Genomic DNA, 17,908 nt, shown 5'->3' with positions numbered 1-17,908 from the left:
GGCCTTCGCGCCGCGCGAGTTCGCATCCGTCGCGTGACGCACGACATCGGCGTCAGCACGTGTGCGCGCCGCGATACCGCCGTGGTGAACGTTCGGTTCGGATAGCCCGGTCCATCGGTTGCGGATGAAGCCTGGCTTCGCCGGTCGCCTGTCAGGACCGGCGGGGTTCGCCGCGGCTCTTCACCACCGGTTCTGGATGTTCACAACGACGATGCGGCGCTCGCGATGGGCGATGAGTTTGGCCAGCGCGCGAACTCAACGCTCATCGCCGATCTGGATCGGCGCCGTAAGTCGTCGCGCGAACGCTTCGACTTCGGCGTTCCAGGCGTCGGCATCGCGGAAGTCGAGGCCCTGGGACCAGGCGGCGCCGGCGTAGTAGATCAGCGGTTCGGCTGCGGCTTGAGCGGTCGAGAGCCAGAGGTGGCCGTCGCGGTCGGCGATCGTCGCCGCCGTTTGCGCAGGCAACACCACGGCGCAACCGATGCTTCCCGAACCCGCCAGCGGAGCGCTCCACACGCTGGCCCAATGGCCGTCGGCGTCGTAGGCCACGCGATCGGCCGCGGCGCGCTGCACTCCGATGGCCACCGGCAGCATGGTTGGCGCGGACTGCGGCGTCAGGCGGGTTTCGATTCGCGAAAAGTTCGAGCCGGCATCGAGCGAGATGCGTTTGGTTTCCACCACTTGCGCACCGACCGGCCCCCACGACGCGTAATCGAGCTCGAACACCACCCGCAACGGTCCCGCGGCGAGGCGCCGCCAGCGCAGGTAATTGCCGGACGCGACGAAGCCATCGCCGTCGCGCAGGGCGATGCCGCCGCAACCGCGACTGGGCCCCACCTTGTAGAAATCCAGGCCCTGCCCATGGTCGGCGTGGTAATCGCCGCCGGCATACCAACGATCGATCACCGGCGTGCGCACACGTTTGGCCCACACGTCGACGCCGCTGGAGACCTCGCCGTCGGCCGCCAGCGCGGGGCCGTATACGCGGAAGGCGATGCGGTCGTTTTCCCAGGCGAAATCGTCCTTGCGCTCGGGCACGTGGCGGCCGTAGGCGAGCGTCGGGACCGGTGCGGGCGCAGATGCCGCGCGCAGCCGTACGATGCGTTGCGCATGAGGATCCAGACGCACTTGCACCAGCGCCCGATCGATGCGATCGGAGGCCGCCGGGTACTGCAACGCCAGCGTTTCGCCGGTGCGCTCATCGATTGCGGTAAGCGGCTGGTTCCGCAATCCCGGCGGGACGATCAGTTCGATCACTTCCTGTCGCGTCTCTTCGAGCGGATTGCGCAATGGGTAGCGAAGACCCGAGGCTTCCGACGCGGGGCCGTGCGGCGTCAGCGCGCAACCAACCAGCAGCGCGGGCCACAGGCACCACACGGCGCGCTGCATGCTCGGGCCCGCTGCGGCGTTTCGACGATCTCGTGCGCCGGCCGTGGCAAGACGTGAATCAGCGGCGGTCGCGAAAGACATGGCAGCTCCCTGAGCGGCATGGGTCGAAGATAGAACGGCTTGGCGACAAAGCATGCAGCCTGCGGGAGCGAAGCGGCTCACTTGTCAGCGCCCATACCGGCCATCTGTCACATTTCGACGGGTCTTAGCGCAGACAGCGCGGGCCTCGTCGACGGCTCGGGGCCGGACACGCCACGGCCGCCTTCGACTAAAGTCGGCCCGATGCTTCCGCGCCACGCCACGGTACGATGAGCCCGGTCGCTCATCATGGAACTGTCGGCATGAAACGTTTCTGGATGCCCCTGGTCGCCGCGCTCACCTTGCTCGGCGCCTGCGCGCAACAACCGCGCCGCGCGGCGGGCGACGACATGGCCGCGCTGATCGACACCCAACTGCATTTCGCCGCGCGGCAGTACCAGGTGCTGGCGCGCAACACGCCGCCGGACGTCATGCCCCGCAGTTTCGAAAAGGGCAAACCGGTCACCAGCGATACCCGGTGGTGGACCAGCGGCTTTTATCCCGGAACGTTGTGGCTGACCTACGAGTACACGCGCGATCCGGCCACGCTCGCCGAAGCCGAGCGCCGGCTGGCGATCCTGGAGAAGGAAAAGCACCACACCGGCGACCACGACATCGGTTTCATGATCTTCAACAGTTTCGGTAACGCCTATCGCATCACCGGCGATGCGCGCTACAAGGCGGTGGTCGACACCGCCGCGCAGACGGCGACCCAGCGTTACCGTCCGGCGATGAAGTCCATCCAGAGCTGGAACAGCAGCAGCCGCTTCCAGTCGCCGGTGATCGTCGACAATCTGATGAACCTGGAGCTGCTGCTGTGGGCGGCGCAGAACGGCGGCGACGCGAAGCTGCGCGAGATCGCGATCAATCATGCCGACACCACGCTGCGCAATCATTTCCGTAGCGACTACAGCAGTTACCACGTCGTCGACTACGACCCCGAGACCGGCGAACCGAAGCGGAAGATCACCGCGCAGGGCGCCGCCGACGAGTCGGCATGGGCGCGCGGCCAGGCCTGGGGCCTGTACGGCTATACGATGCTTTACCGTTTCACCCGCGATCCGCGCTACCTCGCGCAGGCGCGCGGCATCGCATCGTTCATCCTCGATCATCGGAATCTGCCCGCCGACAAGATCCCGTACTGGGATTTCGATGCGCCAGGCATTCCCGACGCGCTGCGCGATGCCTCGGCCGGCGCGATCATCGCCTCGGCGTTGCTGGAGCTAGGCCAATACGCCGAAGGCAGCGAGCGCACCCGTTATGTGGAGACCGCCGCGACCATGCTGCGCTCGCTGGCCGCACCGCCCTACCGCGCCGCGCTGGGCGACAACGGCGGTTTCCTGCTGCAGCACAGCGTCGGCTCGATCCCGCACGGCAGCGAAGTCGACGTGCCGCTGACCTACGCGGACTATTACTTCGTCGAAGCCCTGCTCCGCTATCGGCGCTGGTATCTGCCCAAAGGTTGAACGGCAGGCCATGAGCGGGCCGGCGCCTGTGCTCAAGCGCCGGGGCCGCGTTAGCGCACGCGGTGCAAGCCGGATGCGAAAAACCCCGCCGAAGCGGGGTTCTTCTGGATCATGCAGCGGCCGATCCGCGGGATCGGCCTGGATCCTCGATCAACCTTCCGGAAGATCGCACTTCATCCTGGCATCGATGTGGAACGGCTTCGGCACCTCGGGATTCGCGCTCTTGACCTCACCGTCGATCTTGAACGAGTCGGCGACGGGCTGGCCTTTGCGATCCGTACAGGCATCGTTCAAGTTTTTCTTGACCGCGGTAACCGCGGCCTCGTGAGTCGCGCCGTCGGCGCTGTTGGTCAGATTGACCACTTCGGCAAACGCTTGCTGGCTCATTCCCAAAGCCAAACCCATCAGGGCGATCGAATACAACTTCCTCATGACCTGCTCTCCTTGTGCTACTGACATCGATGATTGGCGATCATACTGCGGTTTGCGACACGGTCCGATTTTACCTGCTGCCCGACCATCGGAAGCATCTGGCGCGACGAAGAACATGAACAGGCGATACGCGACCTGCTGACCCATCGCCGCAGACAAGTACGCAGCGACGGCGGGGACGCCGGCGACAAGCGCCCGCACGTATCGAACAGTGTCGAGAATCGATAGGCGATTGCGCAAAACGACGAAGTTCCGCCCGGCAAGGTGGCGGTCGATCACAGACAGGGCGCATCCGGACGACCATGATCGCGGCGCGCGCCAGTCGTCGCCCCGGCGCAGTCGATGAATCGTCCACCTTGTCGGGAGATCGATGACATGCGTACCGCCGCTATCGAAGCGCCGTCGATGGAAACGATGCAGTTCAAGCGCATCGGCCTGTCTGCGGTCTTCTCGGTTCTGCTTCTCGCCCCGTCGATCGCCTTGGGGTACGGAACCTGCAACATCTACATCAACGCCGACGGCACGGTCCAAGCCAACCGCGGCGAGGGCGATTGCGCGGTGATGCCGCCCACGCGCGTTGGCATCGGGGTGTACACGGTCGGTGTGAGCTACCCGGTCGTCGAGGAAGCCGACCCGGCGACCGGCGCGGCCGTCTACACCTTTCACGCGGGCATCTGCACCGCCAGCGTCTTCAGCGACCATACGGGCGCGTCGAGCGTGAAGATGTATCCCGATGCGAAGCCAACCAGCTATCCGCGACGAGTCCCGCAAGGCCACAACGGCCTGTTGACCTACACCGTGCGCACGTTCGCGGCCACGCCCGGCCCGACGCTGGTTCCGGCCGACCAGGACTTTTCCATGATCTGCATCAACTGATCGCCCTCCGGCGCCGCGCCTGGGCGCCGCAACCGACTTCGACAGGAGCTCTGCGGCCATGAACACAGCATCGGCGGACACCATGCCACCTGCGGTGCGGCGACCCGGGAAGGGCCCGATTTTCGCCGCGACGCTTGTAGCGCCACTGCTCGCACTCGCAGCCGTATCGGCTCACGGCAAGTGCGCCACTTACATCAATGCCGATGGTTCGGTCCAGGCCAAGCATGGCGAAGCCGACTGCTACGCCGGCGGCTCCGCCTCGCGTATCGCTACCGGCGTCTATTCGGTCGACGTGAGTTACCCGCTCGATTCGCAGGTCGACGAGGAAACCGGGGTGTGGTCGTATTCGTTCACCCAGGGAATCTGCAGCGCAAGCATCAGCAACAACGATCCCCGCGTATCGAGCATACAGCTGTCGACGAGCGACAAGCCGCACAACTTTCTTCATGATGTCCCGCACGACTACAGCAGCGTGGTGTCCTACACCGTGCGTACGTTCGCGGCGACAACCGGCCCCACGCTGGTGCCGGCCGACCAGGATTTCACGATGATCTGCATCGACTGGATGCCCTACGAGCCGATGAAGCGCGGATCAGGGCGATAACAGAGACTGCGGGCCGATCGCTGGCGCCGCGGCGCGGTTGAGCGGATCGGTTCGGCCCGGTTTCGGCGTTGGAACCTGCGAAACAACGCGCGGGACTTGCGCATAAGTCGCGCGCCAATGTCCGTCGCGCTTCGCCCACACATACGACACCCGCAAACGGCGCGTCTGATGCCTGCCGTCCTGAGTCCAACTCAGATCGAGCAGACCGCCGATCACCGCGCCGTCGTTCCAGACCTTGTGTATCGGTTCTTTGAGCGTGTACGGGTCGATCTTGAATCCGGGCAGATGAAAGTCGGCGAGAAACTGCTGCTTGTTCTCGACCGACGCATCGGAATTGACCAGTACGTAATCGTCCTCGACCAGGCGCCCAAGCGTGGCGGTGTCGTTGTCGACCTGGGCGCGATCGTAATCGCGTACCGCCTGGGCCAGATCGGGCGGGAGTTCGGTCGCGAATGCGGGTGCGGTGACCAGTGCGAGAATCACGGCGAGCTTCATGGCCGGCTCCAGGGAGGGGATTGATATCGAAGACCTTGTCGTCGGCGGATCGGTGAATGCGCCGGTCCACGACAGATCCTGATGTTTCGATGCGCGACCACCGTGCCGTCCCGGCGGCCGTGGCACAACGGCCACTTAGCGCTTCGTGCCGATGCCACTTGCGCCGCGCCTGCCGTTCCAGACCAGAAGGCAGTACGTGGCCACCAGGGACCGTGAGCCAAACGCATCAGGATGATCCCGAGCACAAGGCCGAAGCGACGGTACATCCGAGCGGCACGCACGACCGGTACATCGGCGAGGTTGCGCGCGCGGACCTCGAACGCCGCCATGCTTTGTGATCGTTCTCGCAGTTAACTTTGCCCACGCACGACCGTGCGGACTTGGCCAAAGTTCCACCGCAGCCGCAACGCCGCGCGCGCCATCGTTGTATCTTCCAGCGGCGGCAACCAGCCGCACGAAGGCCAGGAGAGGACTACGATGCGAAACATTAAGTTGATTGTATTGGGAACCTTGTTGGCGATTTCCGCCAGTACCGGCGCGGCGACCAGTTCCAGCGGCTGCTACTGTTCGGTGGTTTACTACGACAGCGCGGGCACCGTCGTCGGCGTCCGCCAACCCGCGGGCTGCGGCGATCCGGGTTGGGGAGTCGAGACTCTCAAGTCCAAGGCGTATGTCGGCTGCATCATGTAACGAACCACGTTCACGAAGATACGAAGCCGCCCGGTGGGTTTGGGCGGCTTCGCTGTGTTTATCGAGCGCGTATGGCTCAATCGACCAAGGCCTAGTCCGGATAGAATTCGCCCGTTCCGCCATCGCGGCGCTCGAGGACTCCACGGATGCGCATTGGGTCGCTGACTGTCGCCATCGGCGCGCTGTTGGGAGCGTCGAGCGCACAGACGCAAAGCCCCACTGCCTTGCACGACATGCCGTTCGAACAGATCAGCTTGCAACGCACCGAATGCCTGGGGTCGTGCCCTTCCTGCACTGTCACGCTGCATGGCGCCGGTACGGTGGTTTATAGCGGGCGGGCTTACGTCGCATCGACCGGCGAGCACAGAGCGCAGTAAGCACTGCAATCGCATGCTGCGCACAAGGCACCGCTCAGACACCGGCCTGCGCCGCGATCCATGCATCGACCCTGTTATCGAGCAACTCGAACGGCTGCACGCCCTGACGCAGGACGATATCGTGGAATGCGCGCGGGTCGAACTTGACTCCCAGCGCGTGTTGCGCTTTCGCGCGCAAGTCGTCCCATTGGCTGCGGCCGACCATGTAGACCAAGCCCTGGGTGGGCAATGCGCAATAGCGGTCGACGCGTTGCGACGCGGCGGCTTCGCTGTCGCCGGTGATCGGGCGCACATAGGCCACCGCGCGTTCGCGGCTCCAGCCCTGGGTGTGCAGGCCGGTGTCGGTCGCGGCCTGCATCGCGCGCATCTGGAACGAGCGCAGGTGGCCTAGCGGGCCGAGCGGTTCGTCCTCGTAAGCGCCCATGTCGGCGGCCAGACGCTCGGCGTACAGGCCCCAGCCTTCGGTGAACGCGCGCAGTTCGGTGATCTTGATCAGCGCCGGTATCTCCGGCGATTCCAGCGCGAGGCTGGCCTGCAGATGATGGCCTGGCGAACTTTCGTGGTAGTGCAGATTGCTGAGTTCCCAATGCGCCAGATCGGGAATGCCGTACTCGCTCAGGTACATGCGATTCGGAAGCGAAGCGGCCACCGCGCCCGGATGGAAATACTCCATCCGTTGCGGCTGCGGATGCATCGTCGGCGACCGGTCGGGGATCGATGCGAACTGTTTCGGCAATCGCGCTTGCATGTCGCGTATGCGCGCCTGCAGGTCTTCGTACCGTCGGCGCATGCCTGCGTCGGTCTTGGGATAGCGATGGCGCGGATCGCGCGCCAAGGCCAGATAGCGCTCGCCGATGCTGCCCTCGCTCAGCCCTTGCGCGCGCAGGATCGCGTCGACGCGCGCGCCGTACTCCTCGGCCTGTTGCAGCGCCTGCGCATGGATCTGCGCCGCGCTCTGCCGAGTGCTGGTGTTGAGTTGCAGCGCCCAGCGGTAATAGGCCTCGCCATCGGGCAGACGGGCGACGGAGGGCTCGTTCGACGCCCGTGGGCGCAAGCGTTCGAGCGCTTCGATCTGGCGTTGCAGTGCCGCGCGTATCGGGCCCTCGGCGATGCGCGCGGCTTGCACCGGCCGGGCGCCGTCGAGGCGCAGCTCGGCGCTGCGTCGCAGCAGTTTGGCCAGCAGCTCGGTCTGCGCCGGCTCGGTATCGCGCAGTTGTTTGAGCTGGACCAAGGTCGCATCGATGACGAACCCCGGCGGCGACACGCCCTGCGCGGCTTCGGCGCGCACGCGCTCGCTGTCCTGATCGATCGCCGCGGGCAAGGCGCGCAGGCGCGACAGATAGGCGTCGGCGTCCTCGGCGGTATCGATGCGGTGCACATCGCGGAACAACTCGGGAATCTCGTGATAGGCGCCGTTGCGCTGGCTCAGCGCGTACGGCCGCGCGGCGTTGGCCGGACCGTAGCCGAACTGTCGCGCGCCCTGCGCGTACAGCGCGCTGGTGTACCGCACGGTGTCGAGATGGATCGCATCGGCGGCGCTCAGCGCGCTGCGGTCGACCGCGTCGAGCTCACGCAGGAACCGGGCTTGTTCGCGGCCGAAACGGTCGCGCGCGGCCGCGGAGCGATCGTCGATGCGGTGTTTGGCGGCGGCGTGGTCGGAGTGATCCAGGCCGAACACGCTGACGCTCTGCGGCGAGCTGCGCAGGTGCGCGCGGTACATGCGTTCGAACACGTCGGCCAAGCGCGCGTCCGCCGCGCCTGCGCCGGCGAGCCCATCGGTCTGCTGGCACGGCGTGGCGAACGACTGCGAGCACCCGGGCAAGGCGGTCGCGACGGCGGCGGACAGCGCGGCGAGCGTGAACTGGCGACGATTCAAGGAAAGCCTCCGTGGGGAAGGAGGTGCGGGCGCGATGCCGCCGGCCGCACGGTCGTCGCGGCGCCCGCCGCGACCCACCGTCGCGACGCGGGCGGTCCGCGTTGCAGCGATCCTAGTGAGCCGGCGATAGCGCGGACAACGCGATTATTCGGGTCGACGCATAAGCGTGGCTTATGCAGGCTTGGCCTGTCGCGCCCTGCCACGGCACCGCCAGCCGATCGCGGCGTCCTTGGCGAACGAACGGCGCGATGGCTGGCGGAAGCGAATCCGGGTCGCGCGCATCGACGAATAATGGCCCACGCGCCGGCGATATGACGCCACTGAGCCGCGAAAGGCGGCTTGTTGACACCCGCGCCATCACGTAATAACGTTAGTTACATGAAGAACCCCGAGCGCCTTTCCGTCACCCTGCATGTGCTGCTGCATATGGCCGAACAGCCCGAGCGGGCGATGACCTCGGAAGAGATGGCGGCCTGCGTCGGCACCCATCCGGTGGTGATCCGGCGCAGCTTCGCCGGGCTGCGCGAGGCTGGGGTGGTGCAGTCGGTCAAGGGCCACGGCGGCGGCTGGCGGCTGGCCAAGGCGCCCGATCAACTGAGCCTGGCGCAGATCCAGCAGGCCCTGGGCGAACGCATGGTGCCGCTGGCGGCCAAGCAACCCGAACCGCAATGCCTGGTGGTGCGCGCGGTGATCGATGTACTCGACGAAGCCATGCGCGAGGCCGAGCAAGTGCTCGACCGACGCCTGGCCTCGCTCACGCTGGCCGATCTGGCCGCGCATACCGAACGCCTGCACGGCAGGCGCCACATGCAGGGAGGTCGTCGTGGATCATGATGTCATCGTCGTCGGCGGCAGCTTCGCCGGCCTCAGCGCGGCCCTGCAGTTGGGCCGCGCGCGCCGGCGCGTGCTGGTGATCGATTCGGGCCTGCCGCGCAACCGTTATGCCGCGCACGCCCACGGAATCCTCGGCCACGACGGCAAGCCGCCCGCGCGGATTCTCGATGAAAGCCGCGCCCAGTTGCTCGCCTATCCGCAGGCGCGTTTCGTGCGCGGCACGGCGACGGCGGCGCAACGGCTCGACGGGGGTTTTTCGGTGACGATGGACGACGACGGCGAGCATCGCGCTTCGCGTCTGATCCTGGCCACCGGCATCCGCGACGAACTGCCCGCGATCGCCGGCATGGCCGAACGCTGGGGCGTGTCGGTGCTGCATTGCCCGTACTGCCATGGCTATGAGGTCGCCGACCGGCCGCTCGGCGTACTCGCCAACCATGCGCTGTCGGCGCATCAAGCCGCATTGATTCCCGATTGGGGCCCGACCACCTACTTCACTCAAGCCGAGTTCGAACCCGATCCGGCGCAGGCCGAACATCTGGCGCAGCGCGGCGTGAGTATCGAGCGCGTACCGGTGGTCGCATTGCTCGGCACGGCGCCGCAACTGGACGGCGTGCGCCTGGCCGACGGACGCACGATCGCGGTATCGGCCTTGTTCACCGCGCCCGCCAGCGCCATGGCCAGTCCGCTCGCGGATCAGTTGGGCTGCGAATTCGAACAAGGCCCGCTCGGCCGCCACATCCGCGTGGACGAGTGGAAGGCGACCAGTGTGGCCGGCGTGTACGCGGCCGGCGACGCCGCCACCGCGATGCAGAACGCCACCCTGGCCTCGGCGGCGGGCGTGCTGGCGGGCGTGGGCGCGCATCAGTCGTTGATCCGGCCGAGCTGATTTGGGCGAGCCGCGTCTCCGGCGCGGGCATACCGCGCCCGCCGGACGGCCAGCGCCGTCGCGACGGGGCGGGTGTCGCTCAGCTCATGGCTTCATGTGCGGGCACTGGATGAGCTTGTCGATCTCGTTGGACAGCAGATCCTCCGTGCCCTTCAGCGAATCGGCCAGGATCGGATCCTTGGGGAACACCATCTCGGCGGCCACGTTGTCCTGGACGATCCGGGCGAGATTGTCGAGCGCTACCGCGATCGGGTCGTGCGGCGTTTGTGCGGTCGGGATGTCGATCAGGTGTGAATCCACATTCGCCGGGTTCATGAAGCCGCGGATGATGATGGTGTTCTGATTGCGCACCGAGGTGGTCCAGATCGACAGGACCACCGTGTACAGATCGCGCCAGCGCGCTTCGCCGACTTCCTTGCGCCAACGCTTCATCAGCGCCGATACGCCCTCGACTTGGACTCTGGCGGCATGGCGCATGTTGGTCTTGATGTCCTCGGCGACGCTGCCGGAGAACTTCTCGAATCCCTTGATGCTGAAGCGGTCGTCTTCGAGGCATTGGGCGATGAACTTCAATCCGGCATCGAGAATGCGCGCGCTCGATGCGCCGGCCTCGGCCGGCAGATCGGATGCGGCCAGATGCTTTTGCGCGTTGCGCAAGGTTGCCGCGAGGTCCTTGATCGGCGCGACCCACTCCTTGGTCTCGGAGTCCTTCAGATACGGCGCGATCACGCAGAAGATCGCCAAGGGAATGTGGCTGATCGATTTGACCAGTTCGAAGATGTCCGATACCGGTTGCACGGTCTGGCGCAGGCCGTCGTGGATGAGAGTGTACTCGCCGCCCTTGCTGTCGTTGTTGACCACGATGACTGGATCGAGATGGGTGGTCAGATCGGCCTTGAGGATCGCGTAGTACTTCCTCATCGCGGTATCAACGGCGTACACCGCCGTTCTCGCCCGTACGCGCTCGTCCGACGCGTGGGCTACCATGTCGAGGTCGTGGGCGTCTATGCCCTGGTCTGGCTTGTAGAACATCTGGCTATCCTTGGAGTGTGTCCGGCGGTTGGCTGGGCTTCGCGAACGCGAAGCAAAGGTCCGCCCTGCGGCGGACCTGCGTCCTCGCATCGGGCGAAATCGAGCTGATTCGACGATGCCGTCAGGTCCCCGTGACGGCCCCGGCGCAAACACGCGCCGGCGATGTTCAGGTGTTGCGATCCCCGCGGCGGCGCGTGCGGGCCGGGCACAGCCGGCCAGCCCGGACACCGACGATCACGTCTCCCGGTAGTGCTCGGCCATGTGGTCGACGAAGGCGCGCACCTTGGGCGACACGTACTGGGTCTGCGGATACAGCGCGTAGTAGTACCGCTTGCCCAGGCTGTGCCCGGGCATCAGATGCACCAGTTGCCCGCCGGACAAGGCCGATTGCACGGTGTGCCGGGTCAGCGCGGCGATGCCGGCGCCAGCGAGCACCGCGGCGTACAGCGCGGCGATCGTGTCGACCCGCAGATGGCCCTGCACATCCAGTTGAACCGGCTTGCCCCGCTCCGGCGTCAGCGTCCATTTCGCGTTGCCGCGCGTGCCCGAGAACGCGATCAGATCGTGCTGGGCGAGGTGATTGACCGTGCGCGGCAAGCCGCGCCGCGCCAGATAGGCCGGCGAGGCGACCAGGATGATGTCCGAGACGGTCAGCGTCCTGGCGATCAGGCTGGTATCGGCCAGCTGCGCGCTGATCCGCAAAGCCACGTCGAAACCTTCCGCGACGATGTCGACGAACTGGTCCGAGCACGACAGATCCAACTGCAGGTCGGGATAGCGTTTCTGGAACGCGGGCAGCCAGTCGGCGAGCTCCAGCGTGCCGATCGCCAAGGGCACGCTGGCGCGCAGCAGGCCGGCGACTTTTTCCTGTTCGCCGGCGATGGCGCGGCCGGCCGCTTCGACCCGCTTGAGCACGTCCGCGCACGCGGCGTAATACAGCTCGCCCGCCGCGGTCAGGGTGAAATGGCGGGTGTTGCGCTTGAGCAATTGCACCCCGAGCTCGCGTTCCAACTGCGCCAGCTGCCGCGAAACCGTCGAATGAGTGGTGCCGAGCCGCTCCGCGGCGGAGGTGAAGCTCCGCGCGTCGACGACGCAGTGGAAGATTCGCATCGCATTCAACTGATCCATGTCGGGCTCGGTCGGGAGGTTCGGCTGGGGCATCCGTGCCTGGCGTCGGCGGCCGCCGGCGAAACGGGGCTCAGCGCAGCGGCAGGCGGGTGATCTGCTCGGTCTTCATCACGTCACCGAACGTGTCCTCGATCTCGGCCAAGGCGGCCCGGTGCAGCGAATCCTTGTCGATAGTATCGCCATCGACGCGGGTGATGGCGCGCGTGGCCGAGGCGTCGGACGCGACGACGACCTGATAGCCCAGCGGTGCGGCGTCGCGCGCGGCGCCGGCGACGCAGGCGTGGGTCATCAGACCGGCGACGAGCACGGTCTTGATGCCGCGGGCCTTGAGCTGCTGATCGATGTCGGTACCGGCGAACACGCTGACATTGCGCTTCTGCACGACGATGTCGCGCGCGCGCGGCTGCATCTTGGGATGGAACTTCACGGTATCGCCGTCGAGAGCGAAGACCGCCGAGCCGGCCGGGGCGATGTGCTGGATCTGGAACACCGGCAGATCTTCCTTGTCGGCGAACTCGATCAGCCGCCGCGCGTTGGCCATGGCTTTCTCGCCATCGGCAATGGGCATCTTTCCGCTGAAGTATTCGTTCTGGAAGTCGATCACGATCAACGCCGTGCTCTTGCGGTCCAGGCTCGCCAGCGGCACGGCGCCGGACATCGCCCGGATCGTCGCGCTGCGCGCCGACACGGGCTCGGCGGCGTTGGCGATGCTGGCCACGGCCAGGGTCACGCCCGCGGCGAGCGCGCGCAGCGCGGTGGGCAAGGCAAAGGTTTTGGCGAGGCGATGGCCGGTGTCGAATCGCAGGCCATGAAAGTACGCGAGGTTGGACATGCTGTGCACCTGTTCGGAAGTGGTCTTCGATGGGCGCAGAGCGTAGGGCCGCGCAGACGGCGACATCAACGCCAGATCCAGCACATGATTTGTTCGCGCATTGCACAGATCGCCGAACGCTGTGCAATCGGCGTGCCGATACTCACCGGGCCGACACCCACTCGGCGCGCGGCTCAGTGCACGGAAACGCGCACGTCTTCGTTCGGCCATTCGCCGATCAGCACCCGCCGTGCGACCGGCGCCTGGGCATCGAACATCGCCTGCGCGGTCGCGGTGCTCAAGAACTCGCGGCTCAACGCGTCGCCGGGCGGGACATCGCCGTGGCTCCATTGCGGCGGCACGGCATCGAACTGTGCGTACAGGCAATGATCGAAGTCGGCGGTGGCGTGCACTTGGCCGTCGTGCACGTGCGCGGTGGGAAAGAACAGCGCGTGCGGATCGCGCGCGCGGAACGACAACGCCATCGGATGGACCCGCGCATCGCCCGCGCGCAGCTGGAACACCGCGAATCCGAAACCCTCGTAGGCGGGAAACCGATCCCAGACGCCGTCGTCGAGACGGAAACGCGGATCCAGACGCGCGAACGCGGCACGCTCAGGAACAAAGGAGGCGTCGTACGCGCCGACCCGATGCACCGCGATGGGCGCGCCCGCCGCGGCCGGCACCGCATCCAGGCCGTGCGACACCACCGGGAAGCATGCTTGCAGATCGTCGAACAGGCGCGGATAAGCAGACAGATCGATGAACTCGAGCCCGTCCCGCGAATGGCCCGCGACCGGCAGCGGCAGGATCATCGCCTGTTCCACCGCCGAGGCCAGGCGCATCTCATAGGCCAGGTACTGGCGCTCGCCGCGTCGGCGCGCGTAGATGCGGGTATTGGACACGCTTTGGATCGGTCGGGAGAAGATGCACATGGACGCGGGCCTGATCGGTGGCGCCGGATCGGCGCCGCATCGGCCGATGGTAGTACGGCGCGCTCGCGACGGCATCCGCGCGGGCGCGAATTCTCGCGTTCAGCGCGGCACGGGCGGAATGCGCAGGCTGCGGTAGCGGCACACGTCGATGTCCGGATAGATCAGCGTGCGGCCATCGGCGAAGGTCACCTGGAAATCGTAGCGACAGCCGTCGCCGGCGATCTGGATCGTCGCCGACCCGCCGCCGCCGGCGAGCGGCGCACCCAGCGGCTTGACCTGGAAGCGGTCGTCTCCGGCAGGCGCGACCGCAAGCGAGCGCACGCTGTCGTGGGCGCGATTGATCAGTTCGAAATAGCGGGTGCGAACGCCGGCGTGGGCGGGGCCGGGGACGGCGGCGAGCAGCGTGGAGAGAACGGCGATCATCGCGATCGCGGCAGGCAACGGACGCATGGCGTGGACTCCGGTCGGTATGGGCGGCGACGGGGCGGCATCCGCCCCGGTTCGCGCACATCACAGCCAAACCGCCCTCGCCGCCGCCAGCGATCCGGGACGAATCGTCGCAGCGCCGCGCCGAATCGTAGTGGCGCGCGCTAACGCTTTGCGCGCTTGCCCGGCGCGCTTACGATGCCGCTGTCCTGGCGAGAACGGCAGCCGATGAACATCCAGTTGGGCGATACCCCGATCAGCCTGTCGCGCTACCTCGGCCTGTGGTCGGCGGTGGTGGTGGTGTTCGCGCTGCAGGGCTTCGTCCACGATGCGTTCTTCGCCGAGCTGTGGTCGATCTTCGATTACCTGCGCTGGTCGATGATCCAGTGGTACACCTGGGCCGCGTTGGCGCCGTGGGTGTTCCGGCTGGCCGCGCGCTATCCCATCCAGTCGCCCGGACGCTGGCGCGCGTTGTTCGTACACCTGCTCGCCGGCATCGGCATTACCGCGCTGGCCCTGGTGATCGGCGCGGCGGTGTCGACCTTGTTCGAACCCAGTTCGTTTGCCGAGCAGTTGCTGCAGTTCGTCGGCCGTCACGCGGCCACCGGACTGCTGACGTATTGGGCGCTGGTGTTGCTGCAGCATTCGCTGCGCCTGCGCGCCGAACGTGCGCGGCGCATGGTCGAAGCGAGCCGGCTGGCCGCCGAGTTGGCGCGATCGCGGCTGCAGGTGCTCAAGACCCAGTTGCAGCCGCACTTCTTGTTCAACACCCTGCACGCCATCATCACCCTGCTCGACGAAGACAAGCGTTCGGCCGAAGACATGCTGCTGCGCCTGAGCGAACTGTTGCGCGCGTTCCTGGAGGATTACGACGGCCAGGAAATCAGCCTGCGGCGCGAGTTGGATCTGCTCGAGCTGTACCTGGGCATCCAGGGCCAGCGCTTCAAGGACCGGTTGACGACCCAGATCTACGTCGCGCCCGGCACCCTGGATTGCGCGGTGCCCAGTCTGCTGCTGCAGCCCATCGTCGAGAACGCGATCCGCCACGGCATCGGCCAGCGCGTGGGCGCGGACCGCATCGAGATCGAAAGCCGGCGCGAAGGCGACAGCCTGTGCATCGAGGTGCGCAATCGCAACAGCACGCTGGAATCCGGGCAGGCGCCGGCCGACACCTCCGGGCACGGCATCGGCCTGACCAACACCCGGCTGCGCCTGCGCGAGCTCTACGGCCAGGCCGCCGAGCTGCGCCTGGACATGATCTGGCCCGAGGGCGTGTCCTGCCGCATCCGGCTGCCGTTCCGCGTGCTCGACGACGCCGGCGAGGAGGCCGACGACGACAACCCCGAACACCTGCCCGGATGAGCGCGCCGACATGAAACTCACCGCGCTGGTGGTGGACGACGAGCCGATCGCGCGCCATGCGATCGTGCGCTTGCTGCGCGACGATCCGCAGATCGAGCTGCTGGGCGAATGCGGCGACGGCGATTCGGCGGTGATCGCGATCCGCGAACGATCGCCCGACCTGGTGTTTCTCGACATCCAGATGCCGGCGATGACCGGCCTGGACGTGGTCGCCGCGATCGGCGCGGCGCGGATGCCGGCGACGGTGTTCGTCACCGCCTACGAGCAATACGCGGTGCGCGCGTTCGAGGCCAATGCGGTGGACTATCTGGTCAAGCCGTTCGGGCGCGAACGCTTCGCCGACACCTTGCGGCGCGCCAAGACCCGCGTATCGGCGTCCGGCGACGACGGTTCCAACGCGCGGATCCTGCGCGCGCTGGAGGCGCTGCGACAGCGCGAGGACTACCTCGACCGGCTGCCGGTGCGCAGCGGCGAACAGGTCAGCTTCATCCAGGTCGACGACATCGTCTGGATCAAGGCCAGCCGCAACACCGTGCAGGTGCATCTGGCCGATCGCGTGCACGAATTGCGCGAAACCATGGCCTGGCTCGGCGAGCGACTGGATCCGCGCCGCTTCGCCCGCATCCACCGCTCGGCGATCGTCAACATCCGTCGGGTCAAGACCATCCATCCGTGGTTCAACGGCCACCACGTGGTCACCATGGACACCGGCCAGCAACTGCGCATGAGCCGCTATCAGCACCAGGCCTTTCTGCGTCTGGCGACCACACGGCGCGATGAGGACGGCGGCGAGTGAGCGGATGCGACTGCCCCTCGTGTTCTAGTGCTGCATCCGTGGCCCGGTCTGCGCCTGGCCCTGCTGCGCCGCTTCCTGCACCAATTGCTGGTCGCGCTGTTGGTTGAACGCCTGTACGTCGCGCATGTTCATAGCCTGCTCGTAACGTTCCGAGGCGGGCACAGAAAGCGCCTGCGCCACCGGCATATGCGCGTGATTGGCGGCGGGATCGGGAGAGGCATTGCGGCCCTCCCGGTACACGAACAACAGTTCGCCCGCCGCGTTCTGCTCGGTCGGCCGGTTCAGCGTGACTTTCACGTCATCGCCAGGGCCGAATTTGCTTGCGACCGCCATTGAGAACGCGCTCGCGCTCAGGCGTTCGCTCTGGTCGTCCCACGGTTTGCCGACGCCTTGCTCAAGGTCCCGCACGCTGTCCCTGATCTTTTCCAACAGCTTGTGATCGGGGTGACTGGGGTCATTGGGGCCGGGGGTGGTTGATCGCTCAACCGGCGGTGTGGACTTACCAGGCTGCGCTGGGCTGGTGTCCTTGAAGTCGGGCGGCAGTGTGATCTCCGCGCCGAGTTCCTGGACATTGATCCTGATCTCAGGAAACGGTCGGCCGGGGTGGGCGGATTGTGCGAGGGCTTCCTGGCGATAGATCTCCGAGAAGGCCCAATCGATGTTCCGCGCCGGATAGCCGGGATTGTCGTCGTAGAAAACCTTCGCCATCGCCTCCAGGCTCTTGTCCTCGTCCAGTTGCAAGTCGGGCTTGATGTGCAGGCCGGGGATGATGGTGTAAGTGTAAGGGTCTGTTTTCTGGTTCTCGTCGATGTAGTTGGACAGGCCGCCATCGGCGTTGTACAGGTCTCCCAACGTCGCGTTGGGATTGAGGCGTTTGACGTTTGCGACCACCGTATTGAATCCGGCGATTTCTGCGCTTGCCTCGCGCTCCCGACGCCCATTGTTGTAGTCCTTGACCACCGCGGTGAAGTCGTGTGGCGAGGGCCCGTTGGCGATCGCAGCGACCCGCTCCTTGAACTGCTCCCCCTGTTGTCGAACGACGGCGGCGGAAAGAGCATGATCGACTTCGTGGCCGGTGACGAAACGCACCTCGTTGGCGTTCGACACGCGGTCTTCTACCGGCCCATTCGGATCGGCTTTGTTGAGCAGTCCGATCGACATGGTCAAGGTGCCGGTGTTGTGGTCGAAAGTCCCGTTGAACCGCGCGTCGGGTTCCCCGTCGAACTTGCGCAACTCGCCTTGTTCTACGGTGCGCAAAAGGCTCGCTCTTAACCCCGGCGTGTCCGCGATCAAGTCGCTGAAAATCTTTCCAGGCTGTTCGGTATCGGTCGTTGTTCGCCGTTCGAAATCGGCCAGCAGGTCATCGAGTTTCTGCCGGACCGCCAGTTCTTCCTGAACTGTAGACATATTTC

The 17,908-nt window shown here is 66.2% G+C and carries 19 protein-coding genes; 9 read left to right on the top strand and 10 right to left on the bottom strand.

Translation table 11 applies throughout. From position 1 onward, the window contains the following. Positions 1-255: 255 nt before the first annotated feature. The gene (locus ACTOWJ_RS11370; RefSeq protein ID WP_441334720.1) at positions 256-1,389 is read right to left on the bottom strand and encodes a DUF4861 family protein; all 1,134 of its coding nucleotides are present in this window, start codon (positions 1,387-1,389) and stop codon (positions 256-258) included. Positions 1,390-1,730: 341 nt separating this feature from the next. On the opposite strand from ACTOWJ_RS11370, the gene ACTOWJ_RS11365 reads away from it, so the two are divergent. Beyond that, complete coding sequence (locus ACTOWJ_RS11365) at positions 1,731-2,933, top strand: glycoside hydrolase family 88 protein (protein ID WP_441334719.1); 1,203 nt, start codon at positions 1,731-1,733, stop codon at positions 2,931-2,933. Between the two features lie 150 nt (positions 2,934-3,083). Here ACTOWJ_RS11365 and ACTOWJ_RS11360 read toward each other — a convergent pair whose 3' ends face one another. Beyond that, entirely contained in the window at positions 3,084-3,644 is a 561-nt protein-coding gene (locus tag ACTOWJ_RS11360; protein ID WP_441334718.1) for a hypothetical protein, read from the bottom strand. 126 nt (positions 3,645-3,770) lie between these two features. On the opposite strand from ACTOWJ_RS11360, the gene ACTOWJ_RS11355 reads away from it, so the two are divergent. Continuing rightward, positions 3,771-4,241 (top strand): hypothetical protein, encoded by a 471-nt coding sequence (locus ACTOWJ_RS11355; protein ID WP_441334717.1) that lies wholly within the window; start codon positions 3,771-3,773, stop codon positions 4,239-4,241. Positions 4,242-4,299: 58 nt separating this feature from the next. Next, on the top strand, positions 4,300-4,845 hold the full coding sequence (locus ACTOWJ_RS11350) for a hypothetical protein (protein ID WP_441334716.1): 546 nt from the start codon (positions 4,300-4,302) through the stop codon (positions 4,843-4,845). Here the strand turns inward: ACTOWJ_RS11350 and ACTOWJ_RS11345 are convergent. After that, entirely contained in the window at positions 4,834-5,340 is a 507-nt protein-coding gene (locus ACTOWJ_RS11345) for a nuclear transport factor 2 family protein (protein WP_441334715.1), read from the bottom strand. The two genes, ACTOWJ_RS11350 and ACTOWJ_RS11345, sit on opposite strands and share 12 nt — an antisense overlap. Before the next feature lie 477 nt (positions 5,341-5,817). On the opposite strand from ACTOWJ_RS11345, the gene ACTOWJ_RS11340 reads away from it, so the two are divergent. Together ACTOWJ_RS11340 and ACTOWJ_RS11335 are read left to right on the top strand one after the other, a co-directional pair. Continuing rightward, positions 5,818-6,030, top strand: a complete 213-nt coding sequence (locus tag ACTOWJ_RS11340; RefSeq protein ID WP_441334714.1) for a DUF6289 family protein — start codon at positions 5,818-5,820, stop codon at positions 6,028-6,030. 146 nt (positions 6,031-6,176) lie between these two features. Further along, positions 6,177-6,407, top strand: a complete 231-nt coding sequence (locus ACTOWJ_RS11335; protein WP_441334713.1) for a DUF6438 domain-containing protein — start codon at positions 6,177-6,179, stop codon at positions 6,405-6,407. Between the two features lie 34 nt (positions 6,408-6,441). Here the strand turns inward: ACTOWJ_RS11335 and ACTOWJ_RS11330 are convergent, their stop codons facing one another. Continuing rightward, positions 6,442-8,283, bottom strand: coding sequence for a DUF885 domain-containing protein (locus ACTOWJ_RS11330; RefSeq protein WP_441334712.1), 1,842 nt, complete (start codon positions 8,281-8,283; stop codon positions 6,442-6,444). A gap of 378 nt (positions 8,284-8,661) precedes the next feature. On the opposite strand from ACTOWJ_RS11330, the gene ACTOWJ_RS11325 reads away from it, so the two are divergent. Then, a complete protein-coding gene (locus tag ACTOWJ_RS11325) occupies positions 8,662-9,117 on the top strand; it encodes an Rrf2 family transcriptional regulator (protein ID WP_441334711.1) in 456 nt (151 codons plus the stop codon). Then, the gene (locus tag ACTOWJ_RS11320; RefSeq protein WP_441334710.1) at positions 9,107-10,006 is read left to right on the top strand and encodes an NAD(P)/FAD-dependent oxidoreductase; all 900 of its coding nucleotides are present in this window, start codon (positions 9,107-9,109) and stop codon (positions 10,004-10,006) included. The genes ACTOWJ_RS11325 and ACTOWJ_RS11320 overlap by 11 nt, the downstream gene beginning before the upstream one ends. An 84-nt stretch (positions 10,007-10,090) precedes the next feature. On the opposite strand, the gene ACTOWJ_RS11315 is transcribed toward ACTOWJ_RS11320, so the two are convergent. The 5 genes from ACTOWJ_RS11315 to ACTOWJ_RS11295 all read right to left on the bottom strand — a co-directional run bounded on the left by ACTOWJ_RS11315 (position 10,091) and on the right by ACTOWJ_RS11295 (position 14,335). Continuing rightward, positions 10,091-11,266, bottom strand: a complete 1,176-nt coding sequence (locus ACTOWJ_RS11315; RefSeq protein WP_441334709.1) for a hypothetical protein — start codon at positions 11,264-11,266, stop codon at positions 10,091-10,093. Positions 11,267-11,272: 6 nt separating this feature from the next. Beyond that, positions 11,273-12,166 carry a LysR family transcriptional regulator gene (locus ACTOWJ_RS11310; RefSeq protein ID WP_441334708.1) on the bottom strand — a complete coding sequence of 298 codons (894 nt, stop codon included), beginning with the start codon at positions 12,164-12,166 and terminating at the stop codon, positions 11,273-11,275. 70 nt (positions 12,167-12,236) lie between these two features. After that, positions 12,237-12,998 carry a cysteine hydrolase family protein gene (locus tag ACTOWJ_RS11305; RefSeq protein ID WP_441334707.1) on the bottom strand — a complete coding sequence of 254 codons (762 nt, stop codon included), beginning with the start codon at positions 12,996-12,998 and terminating at the stop codon, positions 12,237-12,239. A 173-nt stretch (positions 12,999-13,171) separates the two neighbouring features. Continuing rightward, positions 13,172-13,882: a hypothetical protein gene (locus ACTOWJ_RS11300; protein ID WP_441334706.1), complete on the bottom strand. Its 711-nt coding sequence runs from the start codon at positions 13,880-13,882 to the stop codon at positions 13,172-13,174. 129 nt (positions 13,883-14,011) lie between these two features. Continuing rightward, on the bottom strand, positions 14,012-14,335 hold the full coding sequence (locus tag ACTOWJ_RS11295) for a hypothetical protein (protein WP_441334705.1): 324 nt from the start codon (positions 14,333-14,335) through the stop codon (positions 14,012-14,014). Positions 14,336-14,566: 231 nt separating this feature from the next. Between ACTOWJ_RS11295 and ACTOWJ_RS11290 the strand changes: the two genes are divergently transcribed. Further along, positions 14,567-15,700, top strand: a complete 1,134-nt coding sequence (locus tag ACTOWJ_RS11290; protein ID WP_441334704.1) for a sensor histidine kinase — start codon at positions 14,567-14,569, stop codon at positions 15,698-15,700. Positions 15,701-15,710: 10 nt separating this feature from the next. Then, positions 15,711-16,496 (top strand): LytR/AlgR family response regulator transcription factor, encoded by a 786-nt coding sequence (locus tag ACTOWJ_RS11285; protein WP_441334703.1) that lies wholly within the window; start codon positions 15,711-15,713, stop codon positions 16,494-16,496. Between the two features lie 24 nt (positions 16,497-16,520). Here ACTOWJ_RS11285 and ACTOWJ_RS11280 read toward each other — a convergent pair whose 3' ends face one another. Beyond that, a complete protein-coding gene (locus ACTOWJ_RS11280) occupies positions 16,521-17,903 on the bottom strand; it encodes an XVIPCD domain-containing protein (protein WP_441334702.1) in 1,383 nt (460 codons plus the stop codon). Positions 17,904-17,908: the final 5 nt, after the last annotated feature.

This window comes from Lysobacter sp. CA199, from assembly GCF_052078715.1.
In the GTDB taxonomy this organism is placed as follows: domain Bacteria; phylum Pseudomonadota; class Gammaproteobacteria; order Xanthomonadales; family Xanthomonadaceae; genus Lysobacter.
This window is presented reverse-complemented; position numbering and strand designations above follow the sequence as displayed.

Coding starts and splice junctions, on each gene's coding strand:
- ACTOWJ_RS11370 (WP_441334720.1), bottom strand. CDS start 1,389: ATGCAGCGCGCCGTGTGGTGCCTGTGGCCCGCGCTGCTGGTTGGTTGC.
- ACTOWJ_RS11365 (WP_441334719.1), top strand. CDS start 1,731: ATGAAACGTTTCTGGATGCCCCTGGTCGCCGCGCTCACCTTGCTCGGC.
- ACTOWJ_RS11355 (WP_441334717.1), top strand. CDS start 3,771: ATGGAAACGATGCAGTTCAAGCGCATCGGCCTGTCTGCGGTCTTCTCG.
- ACTOWJ_RS11350 (WP_441334716.1), top strand. CDS start 4,300: ATGAACACAGCATCGGCGGACACCATGCCACCTGCGGTGCGGCGACCC.
- ACTOWJ_RS11345 (WP_441334715.1), bottom strand. CDS start 5,340: ATGAAGCTCGCCGTGATTCTCGCACTGGTCACCGCACCCGCATTCGCG.
- ACTOWJ_RS11340 (WP_441334714.1), top strand. CDS start 5,818: ATGCGAAACATTAAGTTGATTGTATTGGGAACCTTGTTGGCGATTTCC.
- ACTOWJ_RS11335 (WP_441334713.1), top strand. CDS start 6,177: ATGCGCATTGGGTCGCTGACTGTCGCCATCGGCGCGCTGTTGGGAGCG.
- ACTOWJ_RS11325 (WP_441334711.1), top strand. CDS start 8,662: ATGAAGAACCCCGAGCGCCTTTCCGTCACCCTGCATGTGCTGCTGCAT.
- ACTOWJ_RS11310 (WP_441334708.1), bottom strand. CDS start 12,166: ATGGATCAGTTGAATGCGATGCGAATCTTCCACTGCGTCGTCGACGCG.
- ACTOWJ_RS11305 (WP_441334707.1), bottom strand. CDS start 12,998: ATGTCCAACCTCGCGTACTTTCATGGCCTGCGATTCGACACCGGCCAT.
- ACTOWJ_RS11295 (WP_441334705.1), bottom strand. CDS start 14,335: ATGATCGCCGTTCTCTCCACGCTGCTCGCCGCCGTCCCCGGCCCCGCC.
- ACTOWJ_RS11290 (WP_441334704.1), top strand. CDS start 14,567: ATGAACATCCAGTTGGGCGATACCCCGATCAGCCTGTCGCGCTACCTC.
- ACTOWJ_RS11285 (WP_441334703.1), top strand. CDS start 15,711: ATGAAACTCACCGCGCTGGTGGTGGACGACGAGCCGATCGCGCGCCAT.
- ACTOWJ_RS11280 (WP_441334702.1), bottom strand. CDS start 17,903: ATGTCTACAGTTCAGGAAGAACTGGCGGTCCGGCAGAAACTCGATGAC.